Below are 23112 nucleotides of genomic sequence, written 5' to 3' on the forward strand. Positions count from 1 at the left end.
CGGCGCCAGGCGGCGGGCCGCTCGGCGGCGTAGCCAGGACTCCGGCACCTGCAACAGGTTCGCTGCCTGGGCCGGGGTGCACAATGTCGGAACCGGATCACCCGCGAGCAGGGCCGCCACGACGACATCGGCTGACCGCGCGGATCAAGCACCGTCGCCAGTGGCGAAGACGCGCAACCGGGCGAGGACGTCGGCGGGTTCGCGCGGACGGTCCGCGCCGGAGGCGGGCGGCGCCCCTGCTTCCCGCAGCAGACGGACCTGCCACGGCGGCTCGAGGCCTGCCGGTGCCAGCACGTCCGGGTCGCCGAGCAGCTGCGCCGGATCACCTTGACGAAGACCGTGGCCGACGAGCACCGCCACCTGGTCCGCCCACCGCCACACGAGGTCGGCGTCGTGCGTGGCCATCACGACCGTGGTCCCCGCCGCGCCGAGCGCGTCCAGGGTGCGCAAAAGGGCGGTGACACCCCGCGGGTCGAGGCCCGCGGTCGGTTCGTCGAGCAGCAGCACGGCCGGGCGCATCGCCAGCGCCCCGGCGAGCGCGACCCGCTTGCGCTGGCCGAAGGACAGGTGGTGGACCGGACGGCCGGCGAGCGCGGAGATCCCCAGCGCGGCCAGCACTTCCTCGACCCGCGCCGCGACCTCGTCCGGGCCGAGACCGAGGTTGACCGGGCCGAAGGACACGTCCTGGACGACGTCGGCGGCGAACAGCTGATCGTCCGGGTCCTGCAGGACCAGCTGGACGTACTGCCGATGTCCGGTCAGCGCGCGCTTGCCGCGGCGGAGCACGGCGCCATCGGCGACGATCTCCCCGGCGTCCGGCCGCAACGCGCCCGACAGGCAGCGCAGCAGCGTCGACTTGCCCGAGCCGTTGGCCCCCATGAGCGCGAGCCGGACCCCGCGGTCGATCCGGAGGGCTACATCGCGCAGCACGCGCGGAGCGCCCGGGTAGCCGGCGGTGAGCCCCCGCGCTTCCAGCGCGACCTCGGCCGTCACCGGGCCGGCCACCGCGGCTCCGCCCACGCGATCGCGGCGCAGGCCAAGACGACCGCGACACTGCTCGCCACGAACCGGGGGCGGACCGGAAAGCGCCGCGGAGAGCCGAAACTCGCCGCCGTCGAACCCCGGCCCGCCAGACCCGCTTCGAGCCGCTGCGCGCCCGTCCACGCCCGCACCAGCGTGGCCGCGCCGAGCATGCCGAGACTGCGCCGCGCCGCGCGCGGGCTGCGGTAACCGAGCCGGGCCGCCTGCGTCTCGCGGATGCGCGCCTGCGCGTCGAGGAGCCCGAACAGCATCCGGTAGACCACGCCGGCGATCTCCGCCAGGATGGCGAGCCCGGGCACCCGGGCGAGGCTCGCCAGCAGGTACGGCACCGGTGTCGTCGTCGCGAGCAGCAGCACGGCGGCCGACGTGGACAGCGCTCGCGCCGCCACCTCCGCCCCGCGCACGGCCGAGGCACTGGTCACCGTGAACGGTCCCCAGGTGACCAGGACGTCACCGGACGGCGCACCGGTCGTGATCACGATCCCGGCGACGCCGAGCACGATGAAGACGGCGGGAGCGGACACTGCGGCAAGCCAGGTGCGCGGCCGCACCCCGGCGAGCGCGCACGCGCAGACCGTCGCGACCACCACGACGAGCGCCGCGCCGACCGGTCCGGTGCCGGTCAGTGCGACTCCGGCGAGACCGCCCGCGAGCACCACCTTCTCGGCGGTCGAGCGGTCACGCCACCGGCTGCTCCATGCGGCGTCGTCCAGTGCCAGCCGGGCCATCTCAGGAGTTGCCTGGCGCTACTGGCTTTTCCCCCGGCGCGCTGTCGCCCAGGTGCTTGCGGCGTTCGCGGAACACCCCCAGCGCGAAGCCGAGGATCCCGGCGCCGAGCGCTGCCTGCAAGGCGAACAGGCCCGACTCCACCTCGCCGCCCGGCTGGTTCCACAGGGGCTCGAACCACGGCTTGTAGCCGGGATCGGAGGCCTGGATCTGCTCGGTCGCGGCCGAGTCGGTCCCGCCGAACTCCCCCTTCTGCACGCCGATCACCAGCGCCACGATGAAGACCGCGATGGTCGCCAGGACGAGCAGGAGGTTCACGGTCTTCTTAGGCATGCTTCGCTCCCAGGGACGGGTCTTCGTTGCGGTCGCGGCCGAAGCCGAGGCGGCGCAGTTCGGGGCCGGCCCACGTGCGCAGCGCGTTCATCAGCAGCACCCCGACGAGCCCTTCGACCACCGCCAGCGGCACCTGCGTGACGGCGAAGAGCCCCAGGAAGCGCGCCCACGCGCCGAAGAACCCCGAAGCCGGGTCGGGAAAGGCCAGGCCCAGCTGCGTCGCCGTCGTGACGTAGGTGGCCAGGTCGGAGACCGCCACGCCGAAGAACACCGCGACACTCCACGGTGCGCGTCTGAGCAGCCGATAGACGCCGTACCCGGCCCAGGGGCCGACAACCGCCATCGACATGACGTTGGCGCCCAGCGTGGTCAGCCCGCCATGCGCCAGCAGGAGTGCCTGGAAGAGCAGGACGACCGACCCGAGGGCCGCCATCACAGGCGGCCGGAAGATGATCGACCCCTCTCCCGTACCCGTCGGGTGCGAGGAACTGCCCGTCACCGACGGCAGTTTGATCGCCGAAAGGACGAACGAGTACGCTCCCACCGCGCCCAGCAGCAGACGGGACTCCGGGTGCTCGGTCACCGTCCGCTTGATCTCACGGATTCCGTGGACGACGAACGGCGCGGCCGCGACGGTCCACGCGGCGGCGTGAACGGGCGGGAGGAAGCCTTCCGCAATGTGCATCGGCACACCTTTCCGGGATGACGCGTCCCCATCGGGGCCAAGCCCGAGTTCCTGACTCCGCGGTGAAACCCGCTCACAGTGGCGCGACCGTCCCGGATTCGCACCGGGTTCCTCGTCGGTAGCTTGGCGGCGAGAGCGTAGCACCGGTTTTCGCCGATCCACAGTGTCGAATGCCACGAGAACCCGGGCCCGGGCGCGACCGGTGCCCCGCGGGCCGGTCAGGCGAAGGCAGGGTGTCGGCAAAGTCGGTGTGACGGGGCCCTGCGCCGACCGCGGAGGTCCGTGAAGGTCCGTGAAGGGGCCCTTCACGGACTCTGAGTCTGTGAAGGGCCCCTTCACAGACCCGGGACAGGGCTGGCGCACACCGCGAGGTGGTCGGGCGTCTCGAGCACCTCCGCATCGTGCGTTGCCGGGCGTGATCGACGAAGAGGGCAGGTGTCGTCGATGATGACGCGGGAGCCACGGCTCTCTCTGCTGATCACGGGTCCTCGACCAACTTTGCCGCGACCCTGCATGCGAAGGCGTCGGTGAGCAGCTTCGCGTTCTGCCGGTAGACGGCGAGGAGGTCCAGGTCCTACCGCGGTATTTCACGAGGTTGACCCGCTTCGCGGATATGCCGGGCAGGACGGTGCCGGTGCTCATGGCCTCGTTGCCGAACACGTACTGCGGCTGCTTGGCCGGCAGCGGGAACCGGCCGACATCTGCGGCTGCGGGATTCAGGCGACGGCGCGGCCGGCCCCACTCCGCGGACGTGCGTACAGTGCGTCCGTCGACCACGATCACCCCGTCGGCGGTCTGGTGCAGGCCGAGCACGGCGCGGAGCACCGTCGTCTTGCCGGAGCCGTCGGTTCCGGTCAGTGCCGTCCGCTGCCCGGCCGCACGACCAGATCGACCGAGCGGACGACCGCTCGCCGGCCGTGCCGCAGGAGACGCCCGCGAGTTCGATCCGGGCACCGGCGGACGCGGCCGGGGGCTCTCCGCTCACGCGACCGAGGCGTGGCACTGACAGGGGGCGCCTTCCTGACACCCGCAGGCGCAGCCGGCGACGCACCCGCACCGCTCGGTGCCGACACGCCAGACGGGGATGTGGTCCGGCACGCAACGCGGCCGGGAGCGATGACGTTCGCGGTCGACGGCCGATGTCAGCAGTTCGACGACACCCGCGGCCGTGCCGTGTCGCCCGGCCACCTGCGCGTCGAAGACGGCCATCAAGTCCGGGAGGAAGTCACGGCACGGCTGGGCGGGGCGAACCCGCAACAGGCGGGTGGCAGCGGCCATCTGCTCGCCCGCTGCCCGGCAAGCCGGGCAGCGGGCGAGGTGTTTCCCGGCGGCGGCTTCCTCGTCGAGCGCCGCCTGCCCGTCGGTCATGGCCGAGAGCACCTCCCGGCAACGCTGACAGTCCATGTCGGAGAAGTCGGCCGGGCAGGCTCAGCAGTTCCCCGGAGCCGGCACCAATGCGATTCACCCCCGATGCACGGTCCGGATCCGGGGCGCACCACCCGGGAGGCGGTCCCGGAAACGCGGAGTGTCGGCTACGGTCCAGCTCGTGACCACCGGCAGAGACCGCGACGACGAACGGCTCACCGCGCTCGCGCTCGACGCCGCCCAAGGCGACCGGCACGCGTTCGAAGCGTGGGTCCGCGCCACCCAAGCCGACGTCTGGCGCTTCACCGCCCACCTCGCCGACACCGCGGTCGCCGACGACCTCACCCAGGAGACCTACACCCGCGCGGTGACCGCGCTCACCCGATTCGAGGGACGCTCCACGGCCCGGACCTGGCTACTGTCCATCGCCCGGCGAGTGGTCGTCGACCACTTCCGCGCACGGTCGGTCCGCCCCCAGATCTCCCGGCAGGACTGGAAAACCGCCGCCGAAACGGAATCCGCCCGCCGCGGCGGCCCCGGGTTCGAAGACCTCGTCGAAACGACCTTGCTCCTCGACCGGCTCGACCCCGAACGCCGCGAAGCCATCACCCTCACACAGATCCTCGGCTACTCCTACACCGAAGCCGCCGAAATCTGCGACTGTCCCATCGGGACAGTCCGCTCCCGGGTCGCCCGCGCCCGCGAAGACCTCCTCGACGCCCGGGACGAGCGCGGCACCGCCAGCTGATCTTCCTTCTCTTCTGCCTTCTCCGCCTTCCACGGTTGATTTCGGCGAGCCGGGGTCGAGATCGTTGCGGTCAGGACGATCCTCGAACCCGTCGTCCGGCCCGGGCCGGCGCGCTCGGTGGTCTCCGGCTCACCCTGGCCGCTGTTCGGCGGTTCCGGCGCTGGACGTGCTCGACCCGGTCGACCTGCTGAGTTCCGCGCCCGAGCTGTTCGAGGTCCGGTTCACCGGCCTGGCCTTCCGGTGCGACCGCCGGAATGGACAGGACGGCGCGCTCGTCCGGCACCTGCACGGCGCCGACGCCGGCAACTACACACCGATCCGGCACGGGATCCGTTCGTGCGCGGCGCCGGCTCGGCCGGAGACCGCATCACCCGGCCAGTTCGCGCAGCAGCACTCGCGGACGTCCGTCCACCGGATCGGGCACGACCTGGCCGTCCACTTCGAACACCTCGCGGAAGACGGCCGGGGTCAGGACCTCTTCCGGCGGGCCGGCCGCGGCGATCGCACCCGCCTTGAGGGCAACGATCGCCGTGGCGTACCGGGCGGCGAGGTCCAACGTGTGCAGGGCGGCGATCACCGTGATGCCGAGCGACGAGACGAGGCTGAGCGCGGAGATCTGGTGCGCCGGATCGAGGTGATTGGTCGGTTCGTCCAGCACCAGCAGCTCCGGCTGCTGCGCGAGGGCGCGGGCCAGCAGCACGCGCTGACGTTCGCCACCGGACAATGTGGACAGTGGCCGATCGGCGAACACCTCGGCCCCGGTGCGCCGCAGCGCTTCCGCGACGACCGCTTCGTCCGCGGCGGTAAGCCGGTCGAATGCGCCGAGGTGCGGGTAGCGGCCGAGCCGGACCGCTTCCCGTGCGGTGAAGTCGTACCCGCCGGCCTGGTCCTGGCCGAGCACACCGACCCGGCGGGCGACGTCGCGGTGGCGGGCGGCCCAGATGTCGTCGTCCCCGAGCCGCACCACCCCCATCTTGGGCCGCAGCGCCCGGTAGACGGTCTTGAGCAGCGTGGACTTGCCGCTGCCGTTCGGGCCGACGACGGCGACGAACTCACCTGCCGCGATCGTCAAGGTCACGTCGTGGACCGCGGGCACTTCCGCGTAGCCGGCGGAAACGCCATCGAAGACCAGCTTCACGACAAGCCCACCGTTCCCGCCGCGCTGCGGCGCAGGACCACCAGGAACAACGGCACCCCGATAGCCGCGGTCAGAATGCCGATCGGCAGCTCGGTCGGGGCCAGCACGAGCCGGGCGGCGGTGTCGGCCCAGACGATCACGAGCGCGCCGAGCAGCGCCGTCACCGGCAGCGCGCGGCGGTGGTCGGCTCCGACGAGCAGGCGGGCCAGGTTGGGCACGATCAGCCCGATGAACCCGATGCTGCCCGACACCGCGACGACCGTCCCGGTCAGCAGCGCGACGATCACCAGCAGCACCGCGCGGGCGCGAGCGGCGTCGAGCCCGAGTGAGGCGGCGCCGTCGTCGCCCAGCACCAGCAGGTTCAGCCGGCCCGCACCGGCGGCCGACACGACCACCAGGACCAGGACGACCGCCGAACAGGTCAGGGCCAGTGGCCACTGGGCACCGGCGAGGCTGCCGAGGATCCAGAACAGGATCTGCTGCTGCGCGTCGACGTCGTGCGTGCGCAGCAGCAGGAAGGAGATCACCCCGGCCAGCAGCTGCCCGATCGCGATCCCGGTCATCACCATCCGCCCGGCCTGGATCCGCCCCGCCGTGCGGGAAAACCCGAACACCACGAGCGCGGTGGCGACCGCACCGCCGAACGCGGCCAGCGGCAGGGTGAGCAGCCCGGCTACGCCGGCGCCGATCGTGGTCAGCACGAGCACAGCACCGACGCCCGCTCCCGAAGTGAGCCCGAGGATGAAGGGCTCCCCGAGAGGATTGCGGACCATCGCCTGGGTCAGCAGACCGGCGACGGCCAGTCCCGCGCCGACGAACACGCCCTGCAGCACCCGTGGCACGCGCAGGTTCCACACGATGAAGTCGGACGCCCCGGGGCCGCCGCGCCCGGCGAGGTGGGCACCCACGATGGACGTCACCTCGCCGGGCGCGATGGCCACCGGCCCGAGGCCGACTGCGACCAGCGCCGAGACCACCAGCGCCCCGGCGAGCACAACGAGGATCACCGCGATCGGGATCCCGCCGAGCACACCGCTAGCCCGGGACCGGACCTCCGGACGCACTGTCACTTGTGGAGCGCTTCGGCGATCTTCGCGACCGCGTCGCCGTTGAGCACGCTGGGAGACAGCAGGATGCTCTGCGGCACCACAGCGAACCGGTTCTCCCTTACCGCCACCGTCCCGGCGAGCACCGGGCTGCTGCGGATGGAGTTGAGCAGGTCCTCGTCGCTGCCCGGAGCGAAGCCGGAGACCACGACGATCGCCTGCGGGTCGCGCTTGACGACCTCCTCAGCACTGAGGTTCGCGAAGTCCTGTAAGGCGTCCTCGGCGATGTTCTTGCCACCTGCCAGGGTGATGACGCCGTTGGCCAGCCCGGTCCCGCCCTGGGCCATCACCGGCTGCCCGGCCGCGGGTGGCGTGGACAGCGCGAGCACCCGCACCGGCGTGCCCGCCGTGCTCTTGACCTTGTCGACCGCCGCGGTGATCTGGGAAACCAGCTCGGCGCCGCGCTGCTCGACGCCGAAGACCTTGGCCACCTGCTGGACAAAGGTCGTCGTCGCGGCCAGGTCCTTGACCGCCGTGCCCTTGTTCGTGTCGCAGGCGACCAGCGACTTCGCCCCGGCCTTGGCGAGCTGATCGACACTCGGGGTGCCGTCGAACCCGCCGAAGCTGTAGCTGGAGATGCCGATGACCAGGTCGGGCTTGGCCGCGATCACGGCTTCGGCGTTGCCCTGGCCGGGGTCGATCACCTTGATCTTCGCCAGCTTCGCCGCTTCGTCCCCGGTGAAGGCCTTGAAGAAGTCCGGCGCGGCGGTTCCGACGATCTGGTCGCCGACGCCCAGACGCTCGAGGATCGCGGCCGCGCCGCCGTCCATCGTGACCACCCGCCGCGGCGGCGAGGACAGCTGCGGTGGCTCCGGGCAGGCCGGGGCCTGCGGGTGCCCGTCCATGCTCATGGAGGTGGGCGGTGCCGAGGACGGCGCCGCGGCGGGCGTGGCCGGATCAGCGCTGCCGCACGCTGTCAGTCCGAAGAGGACGGCCACGGTGGTGGCCGTCCAGCGCAGTGCTCTCACCGGTATCTCCCTCGGCGTCATCGACGTGTTCCGGACCAGTGGTCGCACGTAAGGGTGACCCGGTTCCCGGCGCCGTCCCGATTGCTCGGTGAACCAAGTCACAACGGGCGGCCTGGAACTCACTCCATGGAGTGACCGACTTCTGGATTCGAGGCCCGGTTCCGGGCCCCACTGGGAGGACATCCGCCATGCCGTCACGCTCACGCCTGCCCGACGAGGACTGCTGGCCGTTGGTCGCGGTCGCCGGGCTCGTGTCCTTCGTCGCCATGCTCGACATGAACATCGTCAACGTCGGCCTGGCCGACATCGCCGCCGCGTTCGAGATCTCGCCCGGTGCCGCGCAGTGGGCGGCACTGGGCTACCAGCTGCCGGTGGTCGCGCTGCTGCTACCGGCCGGGCGCTGGCTCGACCAGGTCGGTATGCGGCCCGCGCTGCTGGCCGCGCTGACCGGCTTCACGGTGTTCAGCGTCTCGTCCGCGATCTCGGCGTGGCCCGCGTGGCTGTTCGTTTCCCGCGTGGGACAAGGGATCTTCGGCGCGGTGCTGTTCGTGCTCATGCCGGTCGTCGCCGCCCGGGCCGTGCGGGCCGAGACCCGCGGGCGGGCGATGAGCGTCCCGGCGACGCTCGGCCCGTTGGGCGCCGTGGCCGGTCCCGCGGTCGGCGGTCTGCTGCTGGACGCGTTCGGCTGGCGATCGATCTTCCTGGTCAAGATCCCGTTCTGCGTCCTGGCCTTCCTGCTGGCGCGGCGCCATGCGCCGAACGGTGGAGCACTGCGGGCACCCGACCGGCGGGCCTGGGTGAACGGCGGCCTGGCCGCCGCCGCGCTCACCGCGGTGCTGCTGGCGCTGACCTTCGGCGGAACCGACCAGCGCTGGCTGCTCCTGCTCGCGGTCGCCGTCGTACCGCTCGCGTGGTGGCTCAAGGGATCGGGCGCCGGACCGGTACGGGCCTTGCTTCGGGATACGGGCCCGGGCCGCGTCACCATCGCGGTGCTGGCCCTGGCGGCGGCGTTCGGCGCGATGAACTACCTCGTCGCCCTGCACCTGCAACGCGCCGACGGGATCAGCGCCGCGCAGACGGGACTGACCGTGCTGGTCTTCTCCGCGGCGATGGCGGTCCTCGGGCCGGTCGGCGGCAGGCTCGCCGACCACTGGGGCACCCGCCGCACCGCGGTCGCCGGCGCCGCCCTCACCGCGGCCGGACTGCTCCTCCTGCTCCCGCTCGGCGAGACCTGGCACCCGGCGGACGTCGCGTGGCGGCTCGCCATCGCCGGCGCAGGCCTGGGTCTCTACGGAGGCCCGGCCCAGTTGCTCGTGCTCACCTCGGCCGCCCCTGGGGGGATGAACACCGCGGGCGCGGTCGTGCAGCTCGGCCGCAGCCTCGGCTTCACCCTCGGCCCCGCCCTCGCCACGACGACCTGGGCGTTGAGCGGCTACGGCCCGAACGTCCTGGCGGGACTCGTCTTCGCCGCCGTGGCCGCCTGCGCGGCCGTTCCTTTGCTTGCGTTTCGCCCGGCTGTGCCGGCTCACTCCTGAAGGGAACCACCATGTGCGGAATCACCGGTTGGGCGTCCTACCACCGGGACACCACACCACTCGCGCCCGTGCTGGACGCGATGACCGCGACGCTGACCCCACGCGGACCGGACGCCGGTGGCACCTGGATGAGCCCGACCGCCGCGCTCGGGCACCGCCGCCTGTCGGTGCTCGACCTCGAAGGCGGCGTCCAGCCGATGACGGCCGGCGACATCGTCCTCAGCTACAGCGGCGAGGTCTACAACCACCATGAGCTCCGCGTCGAGCTGCGCCGCCGCGGCCACGAGTTCCGGACGCGCAGCGACACCGAGGTCGTCCTGCACGCCTACCGCGAATGGGGCCCGGAGGTCGCCACCCGGCTGGAAGGCATGTACGCCTTCGCCGTGTGGGACGAATTCCGGCAGCAGCTCGTGTTGATCCGTGACCGGCTCGGCGTGAAACCCCTGTACTGGGCCGAAATCGACGGGGGTCTCGCGTTCGCGTCCGAACCCAAGGCGCTGTTCGCCCACCCCGAGCTCGAACCCCGCGTCGACGGCGCCGGTCTGCGCGAGGCCTGCAGCCTGCTCTTCTCCACCGGCGCCACGCTCTGGCAGGGCGTCCGCGAGGTCGAGCCGGGTGGCATGGTCGTGCTGGACCGCAACGGGATCACCGAATCCCGTTACTGGCAGCTGGACGCGCGGCCGCACAACGACGACCGCGACGCCACGATCGAGCGGGTCCGCGAACTCGTCGACCACGCCGCCCGCACCCAGCTCGAAGCCGACGTCCCCCTGTGCAGCCTGCTCTCCGGCGGTCTCGACTCCAGCGTCATCACCGCCCTGATCGCCGGCGAGCTGCGTCCCGAAGGCGAACGCCTGCGCTCCTACGCCGTCGACTACAGCGACCAGGCCGAACAGTTCACCGGCGACGTCCTGCGCACCGGGCACGACACGCCGTTCGCCGCCGAGGCCGGCGCGTTCATCGGCACCGACCACTCCACCGTCGTCCTCGACCCGATGGCCTTGCTGGATCCGGCGAACCGCGCGGCGGTCGTCATTGCCCGGGACTCGCCGATCGGCGTCGGGGACATGGACACCTCGCTGTACCTGCTGTTCGGCGAGATCCGCAAACACTCCACCGTCGCGCTCTCCGGCGAGGCCGCCGACGAGGTGTTCGGCGGCTATCCCTGGTTCCACAACCCGAAAGCGCTTGCCTCGCCGACGTTCCCGTGGCTGCTGGTGACCGGCGACGAAGCCGCCGTGCCGCTGCACCCCGACGTCGCGGCGAAGCTGGACATCGCCACGTTCCGCGACGACACCTACCGCGATGCCCTCGCCGCCGTTCCCCACCTCGACGCCGAGACGCCGGAAGAGTACCGGCAACGCGAAATGCAGCACCTGTCCCTGACCCGTTGGCTGCGGCAGCTGCTGCACCGCAAGGACCGCCTCAGCATGGCCCAGGGCCTGGAAGTCCGCGTCCCGTACTGCGACCACCGGCTCGTCGAGTACGCATTCAACGCGCCCTGGGCGCTGAAGAGCTTCGACGGCCGGGAAAAGAGCCTTCTGCGTGCGGCCGGCCGGGGACTCGTGCCCGAGTCCGTGCTCACCCGGCCCAAGAACCACTACCCGGCCACCCACCACCCCGAATACAACCGCGGCCTGCAAGCGCTGGCCGCAGCCGCCTTGTCCACACGGGACGGTCAGGTCCGCGACATCGTCGACGAAACGCAGATCAAGCCGCTGCTGGACGCGCCCGCAGAAGGTCTCGAATGGGGACAGCGGCTGCGCTTGGAGCGCGTCGTCGACCTGGCCCTCTGGCTCGACCACCACAACCCCGCGATCACCCTGTGAACTCGCCCGGAGAAGCCATGTCGCTGCCCGAAGAACCCATCCCGCTGTACGGCGCCGAGTACAAAACCGACCCCTACCCGCTCTACACCGCGATGCGGGACAAGTGCCCGGTGCACCGCGTCGGATTCCCCAGTGGCGTCAACGCCTGGCTCGTGACCGGCTACGACGCCGCCCACGCCACCCTCAACGACCGCCGCCTGGGCAAGAACCACCGCCTCGGCAACGACGGCTGGCGCGCGCTGGCGTCGATCATGCCCGAACCCCAGCACTCCCAGCTGCAGGTCCACCTGCTGCACCAGGACCCGCCGAAGCACACGGCCATGCGCAAGCTCGTCCTGGACGCTTTCGCGCCGCGCCGCGTGGAATCCCTGAGGCCGCGGTTCCAGGAGATCGCCGGCACCCTCGTCACCGAGTTCCCCGCCGACGGACCACTGGACCTGGTCACGCTGTTTGCCGCGAAGTTCCCGTTCCTCGTGCTGGCCGAGACGATCGGCTTGTCTCCGGCGCTGGCCAAGGACTTCCGCCGTGAGTGGGGCAAGGTCGTGGCCCCGGTCGGCCCGAAGGACCCGCGACGCCCCGAGTACGAACGGCTCCTGCACGAGCTGCAGACCTACATCACCGACGTCGTCGCGGACAACCGCGAAACCGGCGGCGACGGACTGCTCGCCGGACTCGTCACCGCACACACCCAGGGCGCCCTGAGCAAGGAAGAGCTGGACTCGATGATCTTCCAGCTCCTGGTCGCCGGACAGGAACCGGTCACCAACCAGATCACCACGATGCTCGTCGCGCTCCTGCGCCACCCTTCGCAACTCGCGCGGCTGCGCGCGGCACCCGAGCTGCTCCCGCAAGCCGTCGAAGAACTCCTGCGCTATGACAGCGCGTTCGAGCTGACCACCTGGCGCTTCCTCGCCGAAGACGACGGCCTCCACGGCCGCCACGTCCCCGCCGGCGACTCGATCATCGTTTCGCTCTGCGCCGCCAACCGCGACCCCGGCCAGTTCCCCAACCCCGACGAGCTGGACTTCGACCGCAGCCCCAACCCGCACCTCGCCTTCGGCCACGGCATCCACTTCTGCCCCGGCGCCGCCCTCGCCCGCGCCGAACTGCAGATCGCCCTCGGCACGCTGCTCGCCCGGCTGCCCCGGTTCCGCCTCGCCGTCCCCGACGCGGACCTGAAGTGGGTTCCCGCCGTCCTCGGCCGCGGCGTGAGCAGCCTGCCGGTCACGACCGACTGAGCCGCCACCCAGGTATGGCGCCGCGAACCCCTCGCGGCGCCATACCACCCTGCCCTCCTGGAGCCCCCATCATGCTCACCACCACGCTCGCCGAAGACGTCCTCGACCTTCTCCTGCCCCATCGTCGCGGCACCGACGACGCGCCGCGGTCCGCGTTCACCCCGCAGCTCGACCGGATCCGGGGGTTCGTCGACGCGGACGAGCCGATCGTGTTCACCCTGCCGGGCTTCCCCTGCAAGTCCCCCAACCCGGCCAAGGTCCTCGGTCGGCTCCCCGACGCCGGCGAACGCCTCGCGCTGCAGTTCCTCGACACGCTCTGCACGCGGATCACCGAACTCCACCCGCCGGGTGCCTGGATGCTGATCTGCTCCGACGGTCACGTCTTCGGCGATCTGATCGGCGTCCCCGACGACCACATAGACGCCTACTCAGCCGAGCTGCGCACGCTCGTGACCACCGAGCACTTCGGCACCTTCGACCTGCGCGACGTCTTCGGCGACGCCTCCTGCGACGAAAAACGTGTCCGGATCGAAGCCGAGTACGCCCCCACCGTCGATGAGGTCCGCGCCGAGGTCAAACGCGACGAAGATGCCTTGCGGCTCTATCGCGGCATCACCCGGTTCCTCTTCGAAGACAGCGCGGACTTCGACGGCAGCCGCTCGGCCCTGCAACGCCGGTGCCGGGACCGCGCGTACGGTGTCGTTCGGCGCAGCGCCGCCTGGGCACGCGTGGTCGAGCACCACTACCCGGATGCCGTCCGGCTGTCGATCCACCCGCAGCCGGCCGGGTCGCCGAAGTTCGGCATCCGCCTGCTCGACGCCCCCGACATCTGGACGACCCCATGGCACTCGTGCCTCGTCCAGCACGCGGACGGCCGCACCGAGCTGCTTCCCCTCACACAGGCCGAGCTGCTCGGCACCGTGGTCCACCGGGACGGGCGTCCCGATTACGTCCTGGCCCGCTGATCGGTTTCACTCCACCCGGCACGGCGAGCGCCGGTCATGACGTACGGACGGCCGCCTTCCGGGTACGGGACCACGTGTGCCCGCACCCGGAAACGTCGAGCAGCAACTCCGAGGACAAGACGTCCGTGGCCCGCCGGTCGTGACCACCGAGCCCTCGTTCACGACCACGATGCGGACGCAGCACTCGGCCGCCAGGTTGAGGTCGTGGAGGGTGCCGGCTGGTGCCGTCGTGGTCGTGGACCAGCTCGAGCGGTTGTCCTGGCTCGCCAGATCCGGGCGATTCGCAGGCTCGTCGAGGATCAGGACCGGCGCTGCCTGCGTCAGCGGCTCAGCAGGGCGCGTTGCCGTTCGCCGCCGGACAGCGTCGCCGCCCTGCGGTGGCGCAGGTGTTCCACGTTCGCCCGGCTCATGCAGTCGTCCATGATCTCGCGGTCGCATCGAGCGTTCTGCACCAGGGCGTGCGGTGCGGGATGCGGCCTCGCCGTGCCGGTCCGACAGCGCTGCCGGCCTGGTTCGGGGTCGGTGTTCCGAGGGCGCATCGCCGGTTTACCGAGGGGGTTGAGGCGTACAGTCACAGACCTCCAAATATTCCCCGTGGCCTTGCTCAGAAATCCAAAACCGTATGACTCTCGCTCGCCACAATCCGCAACCCATCGGGTTCGACAAATAGTTTTGGTGGGGTGCCTTCAATTCCAATCCCTGAATACCAGATGGGCGTACGACCGGATGCTCTGTAGGTTTTGGTTCCACCCTGGTGCTCGACGCGCAAGAGCGTCCCATCCAGACGACTGTCGTCCAGGAGCAAACCAACCGAGGAACTGCTGGACATAGTTTGGGCACTTCCCGCCGGCCAGCCACGCTGGCGAAGCTCCGGATTGTTATTTCGGACCGCAGGAGCAAATGGATGCGGAGAACCATTAAGTGATACTTCGGTTGTCCCCGACTCCCATTCGTGAACCCAGATTGAGGTACCCTCAATACTGTCTACCGATATTTCCAAATATCCATCGACCGGCGTGGTCTCCTTAATCTCCGCCCAGTCGCCAGGCGTGAGGTCAACACGTCGATTCGGCGGCAGGCCAAAGGCAAGTGGAACGGGCAGGGTCAGCGCGTTGATGATACGCAAAGCGTTAACCCTGCCCAGGGTGTCATCTGTCATAAGCTACAATCTACACCTCGTCCGGCATGCGCGCAGTGGAGTGCTCTAAACTCCCATGGACTTGGTGCACAACGTATCGTTGTGGTCATTATTGAGCATTACATACAGGCTGATATTTTGACGCGCCGTTGTCACGGAAATTAATCCGGACCGGGCTCCGCCCCGACCTGAAGCTCCCGACTGGAAGTGCTTCTGGCTCATTCCTGGAGCGTTCACGTAAGTGTGGACGATTCCTCCCCCGTCCTGCCCCAGCCATCGCCACAAGTTTGTGCCGACAACCCTGAAGCTGGTGGAACTGCGGCCGCCCTTGACGAACACCGACTCGATATCACTGCCGCAGTTCGGCTTGGCCGGAGGGTCCGGCAGCGGTGCTGCCGTAGCAATGGAAGCGGAAGCGACGAGCGCTATAGTAGTGGTCGCGAAAATGCGAATAAAGCGAAGCATGAAACCCCCTATTGTCATGGACAACTGCCAGATGACACCCTCCACTTTATTTCTATCAATAACTCGATCAGACGGTCAAGGTCATTGGTCGATTACCTCCGGTTAGCTCTATCATTCGCAAGCGTAACTAAAAACCTTCGCTTCACCGCACCCATCAACAGTGATCCAACCTCCCATGCTGTCTCGATTTTTCACCCGAAAGCGGCACTTGACCAAGGATCTTCTTATCCTGAGCCCCCTACGGGTTGTCGCGCCACAAACGGGGCTACCTGTTCGCCGGCTGGAGGGGAAGCTGGTCATTCGCAAGCTCAAATCTTCGTTTAGACCGCATCTCGGGTAACGGGGGCGAGGTCGGCGAGGCCACCTTCACCTACTACCCGGCGATGCCGGGGAACTCCACGTTCCACCCGGAGGAGAAGGAGCTCCAGAAGCGCCGGATGGGTGAATGCCTCGGCGCGGAGCAGGTCGACGGGCTGTTCGATGCCGAGACGATCACGGTCCAGGTCGACCGGCTGTCGCGGTTCCTGGCCGAGCACCACCCGGAGGTCACCACGATCGACCTGCTCAAGATCGACGTCGAGGGCGCGGAGCTCGAGGTGCTGCGCGGCATCGACGACGCGGATTGGGCCAAGGTCCGCCACGTCCTGCTGGAGGTGAGCGACGCCGACGGCGCTCTCGCGGAGGTCGAGACCTTGCTGAAGGAGAAGGGCTTGGAGGTCCCGAGCGAACCGGTGCCGTTCATGTGGGAGGAACTGAAGTTCTACTACGTCACCGCGCGGCGCTGACGTGCCCACCCGGCTTCTTGCAGAGCGTCGACCCTGAATGCAGGATCGGGGGCGGAAATATCAGGTCCGACCAACGGCCGGAGCGGTGGGTGAAGGTGTCCACCGGCGACGCCGTCAGATCCGGCTCCTGGTGAGCAGGGCGACCGGGGTGGATGGGCGGGAGTCGGCGAAGAGAGCGTGGCCTCGCAGTGAGTGTTTCCGTGTAACCATCGGTGACCGTGGGTAGCGATGGTTGGCGACACGCCCGATCTGTTGTGGTGCAACGGAAAGACGCGGAACCCCGGTATGAATTTGGTCCTACCACAGATCAACTTCATAGGGGTCCCGCGCCTGATGAGTGTCGATACACCGCCGTCCTGGAGGTGTCCGAGGACAGTGTGCTGTTGCTGTCCGCGTTGCCACACGCCGAACGCCTGCGGCGGGGCACCCGCGCGGGGCGGCGTGCACTGGGGACCTGCAGGCAGGCCGTCCTGGTGCTGCGCTGGTTCCTGGACGGCACCCGGATGTCGGCCCTGGCCAGGGACAACGACATCGCGATGTCGACCGCGTACGACTACCGAGATGAAGGCATCGCGGTACTCGCCGCACGCAAACCATCCCTGCACGGGGCGCTGCTGGCGGCGAAGGCAGCAGGCCACTCGCACGTGATCGTGGACGGCACGCTGATCCACGCCGACCGGATCTCCATCCCCGGCCCCACAACCGGCGTGGACCTGTGGTGGAGCGGCAGGCATCACCATCACGGCGGGAACATCCAGGTCGTCTCCGCCCCGGACGGGTGGCCACTGTGGACCTCCGACATGCGGCCCGGCCGAGAACACGACACCAGCGCCGCCCGCACCGACCCCGACCTACCGGCCCGGATCACCGACTGGATCAGCGACGGCGCCCACGCCCTGGCCGATCTGGGGTACGGAGGCGAACCCGAAACCTCCACCATCCCGATCAAGAAACCCAAAAACGGCGAACTCACCACCGGCCAACAGGCCTGCAACGCCATCCACAGCGCCCTGCGCTGCCTTGGCGAACGCGCCAACTCGCTGCTCAAAACCACCTGCAAAGCCCTACGCCGCAACCGCGGCTGCCCTGGCGCCTCGGCACCATCGTCGCAGCCGCACTTGTCTTACTCCACCAAGAACACCACCGCACCGCATGATCAACAGTCTTGGTCACACAACGCCACGAAAGGTTACCCGGAAAGGCTCAGTGCCCCCACGGCACGTTCTCGGAGCCGTTCAGCAGTACTGAGACGATCCCCTTGGCGCCCGTGCGGAAGGCCACTGACAAGGCGTATCCGATGGCGGCGTCGGCGGGTTGCGCGTCGTCGCGCTCGGCCTGCCAGTGCACGGTGAACTGACCTTCGACGTCCATGGCGAACGAGGCGATCGCGGCACCATTCCGCCTGAGCCGCGTGTCGTCATCGTCGTCCGGCGTGAACTCGTAGTGAGTTCCGGCGAGAGTCAGCTCGACTCGGTACGAGCGACGAGTCAGCTTTCCTGGACCAGGTCGCAGCTCGGCCTCGGCGCCGTCGACTGACATGGTCAAGTGATCGGTGTTCCTGGTGCCGATCGGCACGAACTTGTTCAGCTCCGCATCCGAACAACGCTGGAGGACGACCGTGGGAACCTGCTTCCCGGAGACCTCGACCACGCCCCGCTCGGCGTTGGTGCGGATCTTCAGTTCGCCGTAGTACCCGTCATCGACAGTGCGGGTGCTGGTGAAGTGCATGCTGACTCGCTTTCGTGATCGGCTTCCGAGCCTACGGGCTGTTCGTCTGCGGCTCTCACCCGTACCACCGAGCGCCTCGGTCGCGGACTCGCCACGACGTCGATGCGCGGGCTGGTCGATCCGGTCGCAAGTTCGGAGTGGCGCCATCACGCGGATATCGAGCACTGGGCGAATGCCGTGAAGTGGGCGGCCATGCGCTCATAGCGGCGTGCCAGCCGCCGGAACCGGGAAACCCACTCCAAGGTCCGCTCGATGACGTACCGATGACGCCCCAGCCGTTTGGCCGACTCGATACCCCGGCGGGCGATCCGGGCAATGATGCCCCCGCTACCTGTTCGCCGGCTGGAGGGGAAGCTGGTCATCCGCAAGCCCAAATCTTCGCTGAGACCGCATCTCGTGTGGGGTGGTTGTCGGGCGGGCGATATCCGCGCAGGTCGGTGCGATGTACGCGGAATGGGGCCGGTTGTGGTGAGCTCGGCGGGGAGCAGCTGTGAAGGGACTCTTCACGGAATCTGGGGCTGTGAAGGGTCCCCTCACGGCGCGGTTGACCCAGGTGGGCGGCAGGGCTGAGTTTCTCGAAGCGAGCGCTCGCAACGCTGGCCGCGATCAGCTTGCCGTGCTCGGGCGGTAGCGACTTGTCCTGCGCGCCGGCGATGACCAGCGTTGGCGCGGTGACCTTCGCCAGGTTGGGCACCCAGGTCCAGCCCGGCCGGCAGCACGCGACGTATCCTTCGACGGGCGTGGCGGCGGTCATCTCCCGCATTTTCTTTGCCAGCAGGGGATTCGCCTCGATCCGCGACGGGGTGAACCAGCGGTCGATGCTGCCGTCCGCGATCGCGGCCATGCCTTGCGTGGGGACCTGCTCGATCCTGTCGCGCCACGCCTGTTCGTGCCTGGACGGGCCGAGGTGAATGTGGCGGTGAGGGTACGGACACGGCTGGGCAAGCCACAGGCCGGTCATTCCGCCCAGTGACAGGCCGACGATGTGCGCGGCGGCACGTCGAGTTTGTCCGGCAGGGCGACGGCACCGGTTCGGCGGTCAACGCGCGGCGGTCACCGAGTAGACCGGTAACGCCTCGTTGCTCGGCGTGACGGTCTCCAGCACGTCGACGTGGCTTTGGATGAGGTCGCGCATCGCGGCAGGCACGGTGTGCAGGCGTCCTTTCACCACGTCCTGGCAGATGGTGATCTCCCATGCCGCGTCGTGCATGCCCGTGGTGTCGATGGTGCGTGCGCCGGACGCCTGCCACCCGGTCTCTTCGAGGACGGCGAGCAGGCGCTGGTAGGAAAACGGGGTGCGGACGTTGCCGTCGCCACGTTCGCCGGCAGCTTCGATCATGCCCTGGATCTGGACTGCGAGCAGGTGCGCGAGCTGGCCGTGCGACGTGGGACGCAGGTCCCACTCGGCGAAGGCCAGCCGCCGCGCCCAGGGGCGGACCCGGGCGAGTGTGGCGCGCAACTGGTCGAGCGAGGCGAAGTACCAGGAACACTGCGAGAGCACGACGTGGTCGAACTCGTCGTCCGGGAAGGTCTCGGTGAGTACGTCGAAACCGAAGCGTATGTCGATACGGTCGCCGAACGGGGTGGCGCGCAGAAACTCGGCCGACTCGGCGAGCGTGATCGGGGCGCCGTAAGACGGATCGGCGATGTCGACACCGGTGACCTGGCCGTGCTCGCCGACGGCGGCGGCGAGCACGGCCGTCATGTCGCCCTGCCCGCAACCGATCTCCAGCACGCGGTCACCCGGCTGGATGTCCCAGCTTTCGACGAGTCCGGCGCGGAAGCGGGTCTGCACGAGCTGAATGCCGGGGTTGGCCACGCCGGTGGCCATGGCGCGCGCGACCGCCGCCACGTCGATCATGTTCATGATCATCACCGTAGCGGTCCTGGCCAGTGATTTAAGGTCAGCATCGCGAACCAGCCGGTCTTGACCGTTGTGGCGTAGGCGTAAGGAGTCATGGTGCCGCACTACCGGTGATCAGCGACCAAGATCGCTGGTTCCGCGACCACACCCTCTGCGACGACACGCCGGGATCCGCCCACGCCGTGGCCACGGACAGGCGCCGGTGCTCGGCAAACATCTGCCTTGCCTTGACGTGCGCGCGGGAACCGTCTGGCCGGGCTGTTCGCGCGCTGCCACGGCCCCGTCCGCAGTTACTGGATGAGCCGTGATCGGCGCCTGGGATCCTCCGTCCACGACCGGCCCCCAGGGCTCGCTCACCCGTCCAGCAACGCACGGACCGTCGCTGCCTCGTGTGCGCCGATTCGGGACAGGTCCGCCCACGCCTTCTCCCACGCCGCGCGGGCGCCCGGCAGGTCGCCGGCCGCGGCCAGGTGGCGGCCCAGGCTGAGCACGGACTTTCCGCGCCACCGAGGATCGCCCGAGGTGTCGAGGTAGGCCACGCCGCGGTCCAGGTGGGCGCGTCCGGTCGCCGAGTCGCCCAGGGCGAGGTGGACGTCGCCGAGCAGGACTTCCGCGCAGGCCAAGCCGTGCGGGTCGCGCGCCTGATCGAGAATCTCCCGGGCTTGCCGGGCATACGCGAGGGCCTCGGCGAGGTTGCCTGCTTCCAGCGCCACCCAGCCCAGGCACCGGAGCGCGGCGCCTTCCCGTCTGTCGTCGCCGGCGTTCCGGAGGGCTTCGCGGCTGGCCGTCAGCTGTTCGACGGCCGCTGCGTGATCGCCCTCGTCCTGGTGGACGATGCCGAGTTCGCGTCCGCTGGCGGCCTCCCATCGCACGTCGCCGAGTGTGTGGTAGGCCGCGATGGCTTCGGTGAGGCACTCTTTCGCCTTCGCCCATTCACCCCGATAACGGTGCAGCACGCCGTATTCCCGCAGGGTGTAGGCGCGCCATCGTGGTGCGGCCAGTGAGTCCAATCTGGACAGGCAACCGGCGAAGTGGGCCGCGGCTTCGTCCCACCGCCCCTGCAACCGGTGCGATACGCCCACCGACAACAGGACGACGACCTCCAGCAACGGGTCGTCCGCGCGCGGCAGGATTTCCAGCCCGGCGCGGAAGGAACGCGCCGAAGTGGCGAAATCCCGGGTCTCCCGCGCCGCCAGGCCGAGCGCGAACAGGGCATAGGCAGTCCAGTATGGACTGTCCATTCTGGTCGCCGCGATGTGGCTGAGTTCCGCCACCCGCTGCAAATCGCGCCACTGGGCACGCAGTTCCAGGAAGGCCGCGACGGTCGCCGAGAGCCGGCAGGTCGTCGCATCGTCGCCGGCTGCCGCGGACAGCTCCACGGCTTGCACGATCGACGTGTGTTCGTCGGCCAGCCACGCCGCCGCGTTCCGGTCCACGTCCTCGGCCAGCCGGGGTGCGTCCACCGCCAGCGGCGGCGGGGTGAACTGGTGCAGGCCGCCGAACTCCAGCTGGGCGTCCGCGCGTTTGCCCAGGTACAGGTAGGCGTCGGTGAGTCTCGACCAGACCGCCGCGCCCTCCGGTGGCGAGAGCTTTTCCTTGGCGTACAAGCGGATCAGATCATGGAAGTGGTATCTGGTCGCGGTGAACTCGCCCCGGCCGCACTCCAGGAGGTTGACGTCCACCAGGCTGTCCAGCACCCGCTGCGTGGTACGGAGATCCTCGCCGAGCGCCGCGGCCGCCGCCCAGGCCGCGAAACCGGTGTCCGGCATGGCGGCCAGCAGCCGGAAAGCGCGCTGCTGGGCGAGCGTCAGACCGTCGTAGCTGAGCAGGAAGCTCGCCCGGACTTCCCGGTCGCCGCCGACCAGCTCGTCCAGGCGATCGCGTTCGTCCGTCATCCGCGCGGCCAGGTCGGCCACCGTCTGGTGCGGGTGGGACCGCAGCTTCGCGCCCACGATCCGCAGGGCCAGGGGCAGACCGCCGCAGAGCCGGACGACCTCACCGGCGGCCTCGTCCTCCGCCCGGACCCGGGGCGCCAGGCCGGACAGCAACGCGAACGCGTCCGTGTCGGCCAGCCCGTCGAGATCGATCAGGCCACGCAGGTCCAGCCCGGTCAGGCGGCGACGGCTGGTGATCAGCACACCGCACTCCGGGTTTCCCGGAATCAGCGAGCGCACTTGCTCTTCGTCGGCCGCGTTGTCGAGGACCACCAGGATGCCGCGGGTCGCGGTGCGGTCCCGGAACAGCCCCATCCGTTCCTCCAGGGAGGCCGGCAGGTCGGCGCCCGCCACCCCGAGGTCGCGGAGGAACCGTGCCAGCACCTCGGCAGGGTCACGGGGGCGCGGACCGGCGCCGTGCAGGTCGACGAACAGCTGCCCGTCGGGGAACCGCGAAGCCAGGCCGTGGGCGGCGCGGATCGCGAGCGCGGTCTTGCCCAGGCCGGGCTTGCCGGTGATCGCGACCACGGCGGGGACCCGGTCGCCGAGGCCGAACAGGCCGGCGAGGGTGTCCAGATGGTCGTGGCGGCCGGTGTAGTGGTCGACCTCCGGCGGAAGCTGGCGGGGTCCGGTGAACGGCAGGAGCGACGGGTCGTCGCGCAGGATCCGCACCTGGAGCTGGCGCACCGCGGGCGCCGGTTCGATGCCCAGTTCCTCGTCGAGCCGCCGGTAGAGCCGCTGGTAGGCCGCCAGCGCCTCGGGGGTCCGATCCAGACGGTGCAGTGCGAGCATCAGCTTGGCCACCAGCTGCTGGCGCAGCGGGTGTTCGGCGGCCGCTTCGGCCAGTTCGGGGAGAATCCCCGCCTCCTCGCCGCGCCGCAGGTACGCCTCGAACCTGTCCTCCAGCGCGCCCAGCCGCGCCTCCTCCAGCGGCGCGGCCATCCGGAGCCGGATTTCCTCGCTGGCCACCGAGGAGAGGGCCGGTCCCGCCCACAGCGCCAGTGCCTCCTCCAGCAGCTTTATCCGGCATTCGTCGGTCGCCGCCCGCGCCTGCGCGCACAGAGCGTGAAACCGGAAGACGTCCACCCGCATGGGATCGACGCGCAGCTGATAGCCGGATCCTTCGCGCACCAGCGCGACGTCCTCGCTCCCGGCGAACGTCGCGCGCAGGCGGCTGATCTGGGTATGGATCACGGTGCGCGCGGTGTCCGGCGCTTCGCCCTCGGGCCAGGCCAGCTCGATCAGCCGGTCCGCCGGCACATGCTTGTTGACTTCCAGCAGCAGCACCGCGAGAACGAACCGCTGCTTGCGGACGCCGACGTCGACGGGGCGCCCGTCCACGGACGCCCGCACTGGTCCGAGCACTGAGAAGTCCATAACCGCGTCGTACCTTACGCGACGGCACGGATCCGGTCCGGCCGATCGGTCCGCAGGCCACAGTGGACCCGGCTGCAGAGCAGGGCCCCGGCAAAGGTGGTCGAGGGCCTGTGATCAGCAGAGAGCGGTGGCTGCCGCGTCATT

18 protein-coding genes, 4 pseudogenes and 1 riboswitch are annotated in these 23112 nt (G+C 69.8%); of the genes and pseudogenes, 7 read left to right on the forward strand and 15 right to left on the reverse strand.

The genetic code is table 11. From position 1 onward, the window contains the following. Positions 1 to 144: 144 nt before the first annotated feature. The 6 genes and pseudogenes from ATK36_RS02470 to ATK36_RS02495 all read right to left on the reverse strand — a co-directional run bounded on the left by ATK36_RS02470 (position 145) and on the right by ATK36_RS02495 (position 4153). Positions 145 to 1005, reverse strand: coding sequence for an energy-coupling factor ABC transporter ATP-binding protein (locus ATK36_RS02470; RefSeq protein WP_245914212.1), 861 nt, complete (start codon positions 1003 to 1005; stop codon positions 145 to 147). Then, positions 990 to 1769, reverse strand: a complete 780-nt coding sequence (gene cbiQ / locus ATK36_RS02475; protein WP_098509631.1) for a cobalt ECF transporter T component CbiQ — start codon at positions 1767 to 1769, stop codon at positions 990 to 992. Before cbiQ ends, ATK36_RS02470 begins: the two co-directional genes overlap by 16 nt. A gap of 1 nt (position 1770) precedes the next feature. Then, a complete protein-coding gene (locus ATK36_RS02480; RefSeq protein ID WP_098509632.1) occupies positions 1771 to 2100 on the reverse strand; it encodes an energy-coupling factor ABC transporter substrate-binding protein in 330 nt (109 codons plus the stop codon). Further along, entirely contained in the window at positions 2093 to 2785 is a 693-nt protein-coding gene (locus ATK36_RS02485; RefSeq protein WP_098510287.1) for an energy-coupling factor ABC transporter permease, read from the reverse strand. Before ATK36_RS02485 ends, ATK36_RS02480 begins: the two co-directional genes overlap by 8 nt. A 24-nt stretch (positions 2786 to 2809) precedes the next feature. Beyond that, a riboswitch (cobalamin riboswitch) is annotated at positions 2810 to 2926 on the reverse strand. Positions 2927 to 3517: 591 nt separating this feature from the next. Continuing rightward, positions 3518 to 3739: pseudogene (locus ATK36_RS34540) on the reverse strand (ATP-binding cassette domain-containing protein); the annotation flags it as partial. A 27-nt stretch (positions 3740 to 3766) separates the two neighbouring features. After that, a complete protein-coding gene (locus tag ATK36_RS02495) occupies positions 3767 to 4153 on the reverse strand; it encodes a hypothetical protein (RefSeq protein ID WP_141544344.1) in 387 nt (128 codons plus the stop codon). Between the two features lie 178 nt (positions 4154 to 4331). On the opposite strand from ATK36_RS02495, the gene ATK36_RS02500 reads away from it, so the two are divergent. Continuing rightward, positions 4332 to 4898: a sigma-70 family RNA polymerase sigma factor gene (locus ATK36_RS02500; RefSeq protein ID WP_098510288.1), complete on the forward strand. Its 567-nt coding sequence runs from the start codon at positions 4332 to 4334 to the stop codon at positions 4896 to 4898. Positions 4899 to 5265: 367 nt separating this feature from the next. Here ATK36_RS02500 and ATK36_RS02505 read toward each other — a convergent pair whose 3' ends face one another. Genes ATK36_RS02505 through ATK36_RS02515 form a run of 3 tightly spaced genes read right to left on the reverse strand, consistent with a single transcriptional unit; the run spans position 5266 to position 8110 of the window. Further along, positions 5266 to 6036 carry an ABC transporter ATP-binding protein gene (locus ATK36_RS02505; protein ID WP_098509634.1) on the reverse strand — a complete coding sequence of 257 codons (771 nt, stop codon included), beginning with the start codon at positions 6034 to 6036 and terminating at the stop codon, positions 5266 to 5268. Further along, on the reverse strand, positions 6033 to 7106 hold the full coding sequence (locus ATK36_RS02510; protein ID WP_098509635.1) for a FecCD family ABC transporter permease: 1074 nt from the start codon (positions 7104 to 7106) through the stop codon (positions 6033 to 6035). Before ATK36_RS02510 ends, ATK36_RS02505 begins: the two co-directional genes overlap by 4 nt. Continuing rightward, positions 7103 to 8110, reverse strand: coding sequence for an ABC transporter substrate-binding protein (locus ATK36_RS02515; RefSeq protein ID WP_245914221.1), 1008 nt, complete (start codon positions 8108 to 8110; stop codon positions 7103 to 7105). The genes ATK36_RS02510 and ATK36_RS02515 overlap by 4 nt, the downstream gene beginning before the upstream one ends. Before the next feature lie 188 nt (positions 8111 to 8298). Here ATK36_RS02515 and ATK36_RS02525 point away from each other — a divergent pair, with 188 nt between their 5' ends. From ATK36_RS02525 to ATK36_RS02540, 4 genes are all read left to right on the forward strand, one after another. Then, the gene (locus tag ATK36_RS02525) at positions 8299 to 9645 is read left to right on the forward strand and encodes an MFS transporter (protein ID WP_170069557.1); all 1347 of its coding nucleotides are present in this window, start codon (positions 8299 to 8301) and stop codon (positions 9643 to 9645) included. Between the two features lie 11 nt (positions 9646 to 9656). Next, the gene (gene asnB / locus ATK36_RS02530; RefSeq protein ID WP_098509638.1) at positions 9657 to 11474 is read left to right on the forward strand and encodes an asparagine synthase (glutamine-hydrolyzing); all 1818 of its coding nucleotides are present in this window, start codon (positions 9657 to 9659) and stop codon (positions 11472 to 11474) included. 17 nt (positions 11475 to 11491) lie between these two features. Continuing rightward, positions 11492 to 12712, forward strand: coding sequence for a cytochrome P450 family protein (locus ATK36_RS02535; protein ID WP_098509639.1), 1221 nt, complete (start codon positions 11492 to 11494; stop codon positions 12710 to 12712). Between the two features lie 71 nt (positions 12713 to 12783). After that, complete coding sequence (locus ATK36_RS02540) at positions 12784 to 13677, forward strand: L-tyrosine/L-tryptophan isonitrile synthase family protein (protein ID WP_098509640.1); 894 nt, start codon at positions 12784 to 12786, stop codon at positions 13675 to 13677. Positions 13678 to 14281: 604 nt separating this feature from the next. On the opposite strand, the gene ATK36_RS31190 is transcribed toward ATK36_RS02540, so the two are convergent. Beyond that, positions 14282 to 14836, reverse strand: coding sequence for a hypothetical protein (locus ATK36_RS31190; RefSeq protein ID WP_141544345.1), 555 nt, complete (start codon positions 14834 to 14836; stop codon positions 14282 to 14284). Between the two features lie 689 nt (positions 14837 to 15525). On the opposite strand from ATK36_RS31190, the gene ATK36_RS02545 reads away from it, so the two are divergent. Next, the gene (locus tag ATK36_RS02545) at positions 15526 to 16065 is read left to right on the forward strand and encodes an FkbM family methyltransferase (protein ID WP_281258993.1); all 540 of its coding nucleotides are present in this window, start codon (positions 15526 to 15528) and stop codon (positions 16063 to 16065) included. 356 nt (positions 16066 to 16421) lie between these two features. Continuing rightward, positions 16422 to 17221: pseudogene (locus ATK36_RS02550) on the forward strand (transposase family protein). A gap of 47 nt (positions 17222 to 17268) precedes the next feature. On the opposite strand, the gene ATK36_RS02555 reads toward ATK36_RS02550, so the two are convergent. The 5 genes and pseudogenes from ATK36_RS02555 to ATK36_RS02575 all read right to left on the reverse strand — a co-directional run bounded on the left by ATK36_RS02555 (position 17269) and on the right by ATK36_RS02575 (position 22968). Further along, complete coding sequence (locus tag ATK36_RS02555; RefSeq protein ID WP_098509642.1) at positions 17269 to 17793, reverse strand: hypothetical protein; 525 nt, start codon at positions 17791 to 17793, stop codon at positions 17269 to 17271. Between the two features lie 146 nt (positions 17794 to 17939). After that, a pseudogene (locus ATK36_RS02560) lies at positions 17940 to 18113 on the reverse strand (IS5/IS1182 family transposase); the annotation flags it as partial. A gap of 38 nt (positions 18114 to 18151) precedes the next feature. Continuing rightward, positions 18152 to 18781: pseudogene (locus ATK36_RS31195) on the reverse strand (alpha/beta hydrolase); the annotation flags it as partial. 51 nt (positions 18782 to 18832) lie between these two features. Beyond that, positions 18833 to 19660 (reverse strand): class I SAM-dependent methyltransferase, encoded by an 828-nt coding sequence (locus ATK36_RS02570; protein WP_098510290.1) that lies wholly within the window; start codon positions 19658 to 19660, stop codon positions 18833 to 18835. Between the two features lie 350 nt (positions 19661 to 20010). Then, positions 20011 to 22968: an AfsR/SARP family transcriptional regulator gene (locus ATK36_RS02575; protein ID WP_098509644.1), complete on the reverse strand. Its 2958-nt coding sequence runs from the start codon at positions 22966 to 22968 to the stop codon at positions 20011 to 20013. Positions 22969 to 23112: the final 144 nt, after the last annotated feature.

The organism is Amycolatopsis sulphurea (genome assembly GCF_002564045.1).
GTDB classification, from domain to species: domain Bacteria; phylum Actinomycetota; class Actinomycetes; order Mycobacteriales; family Pseudonocardiaceae; genus Amycolatopsis; species Amycolatopsis sulphurea.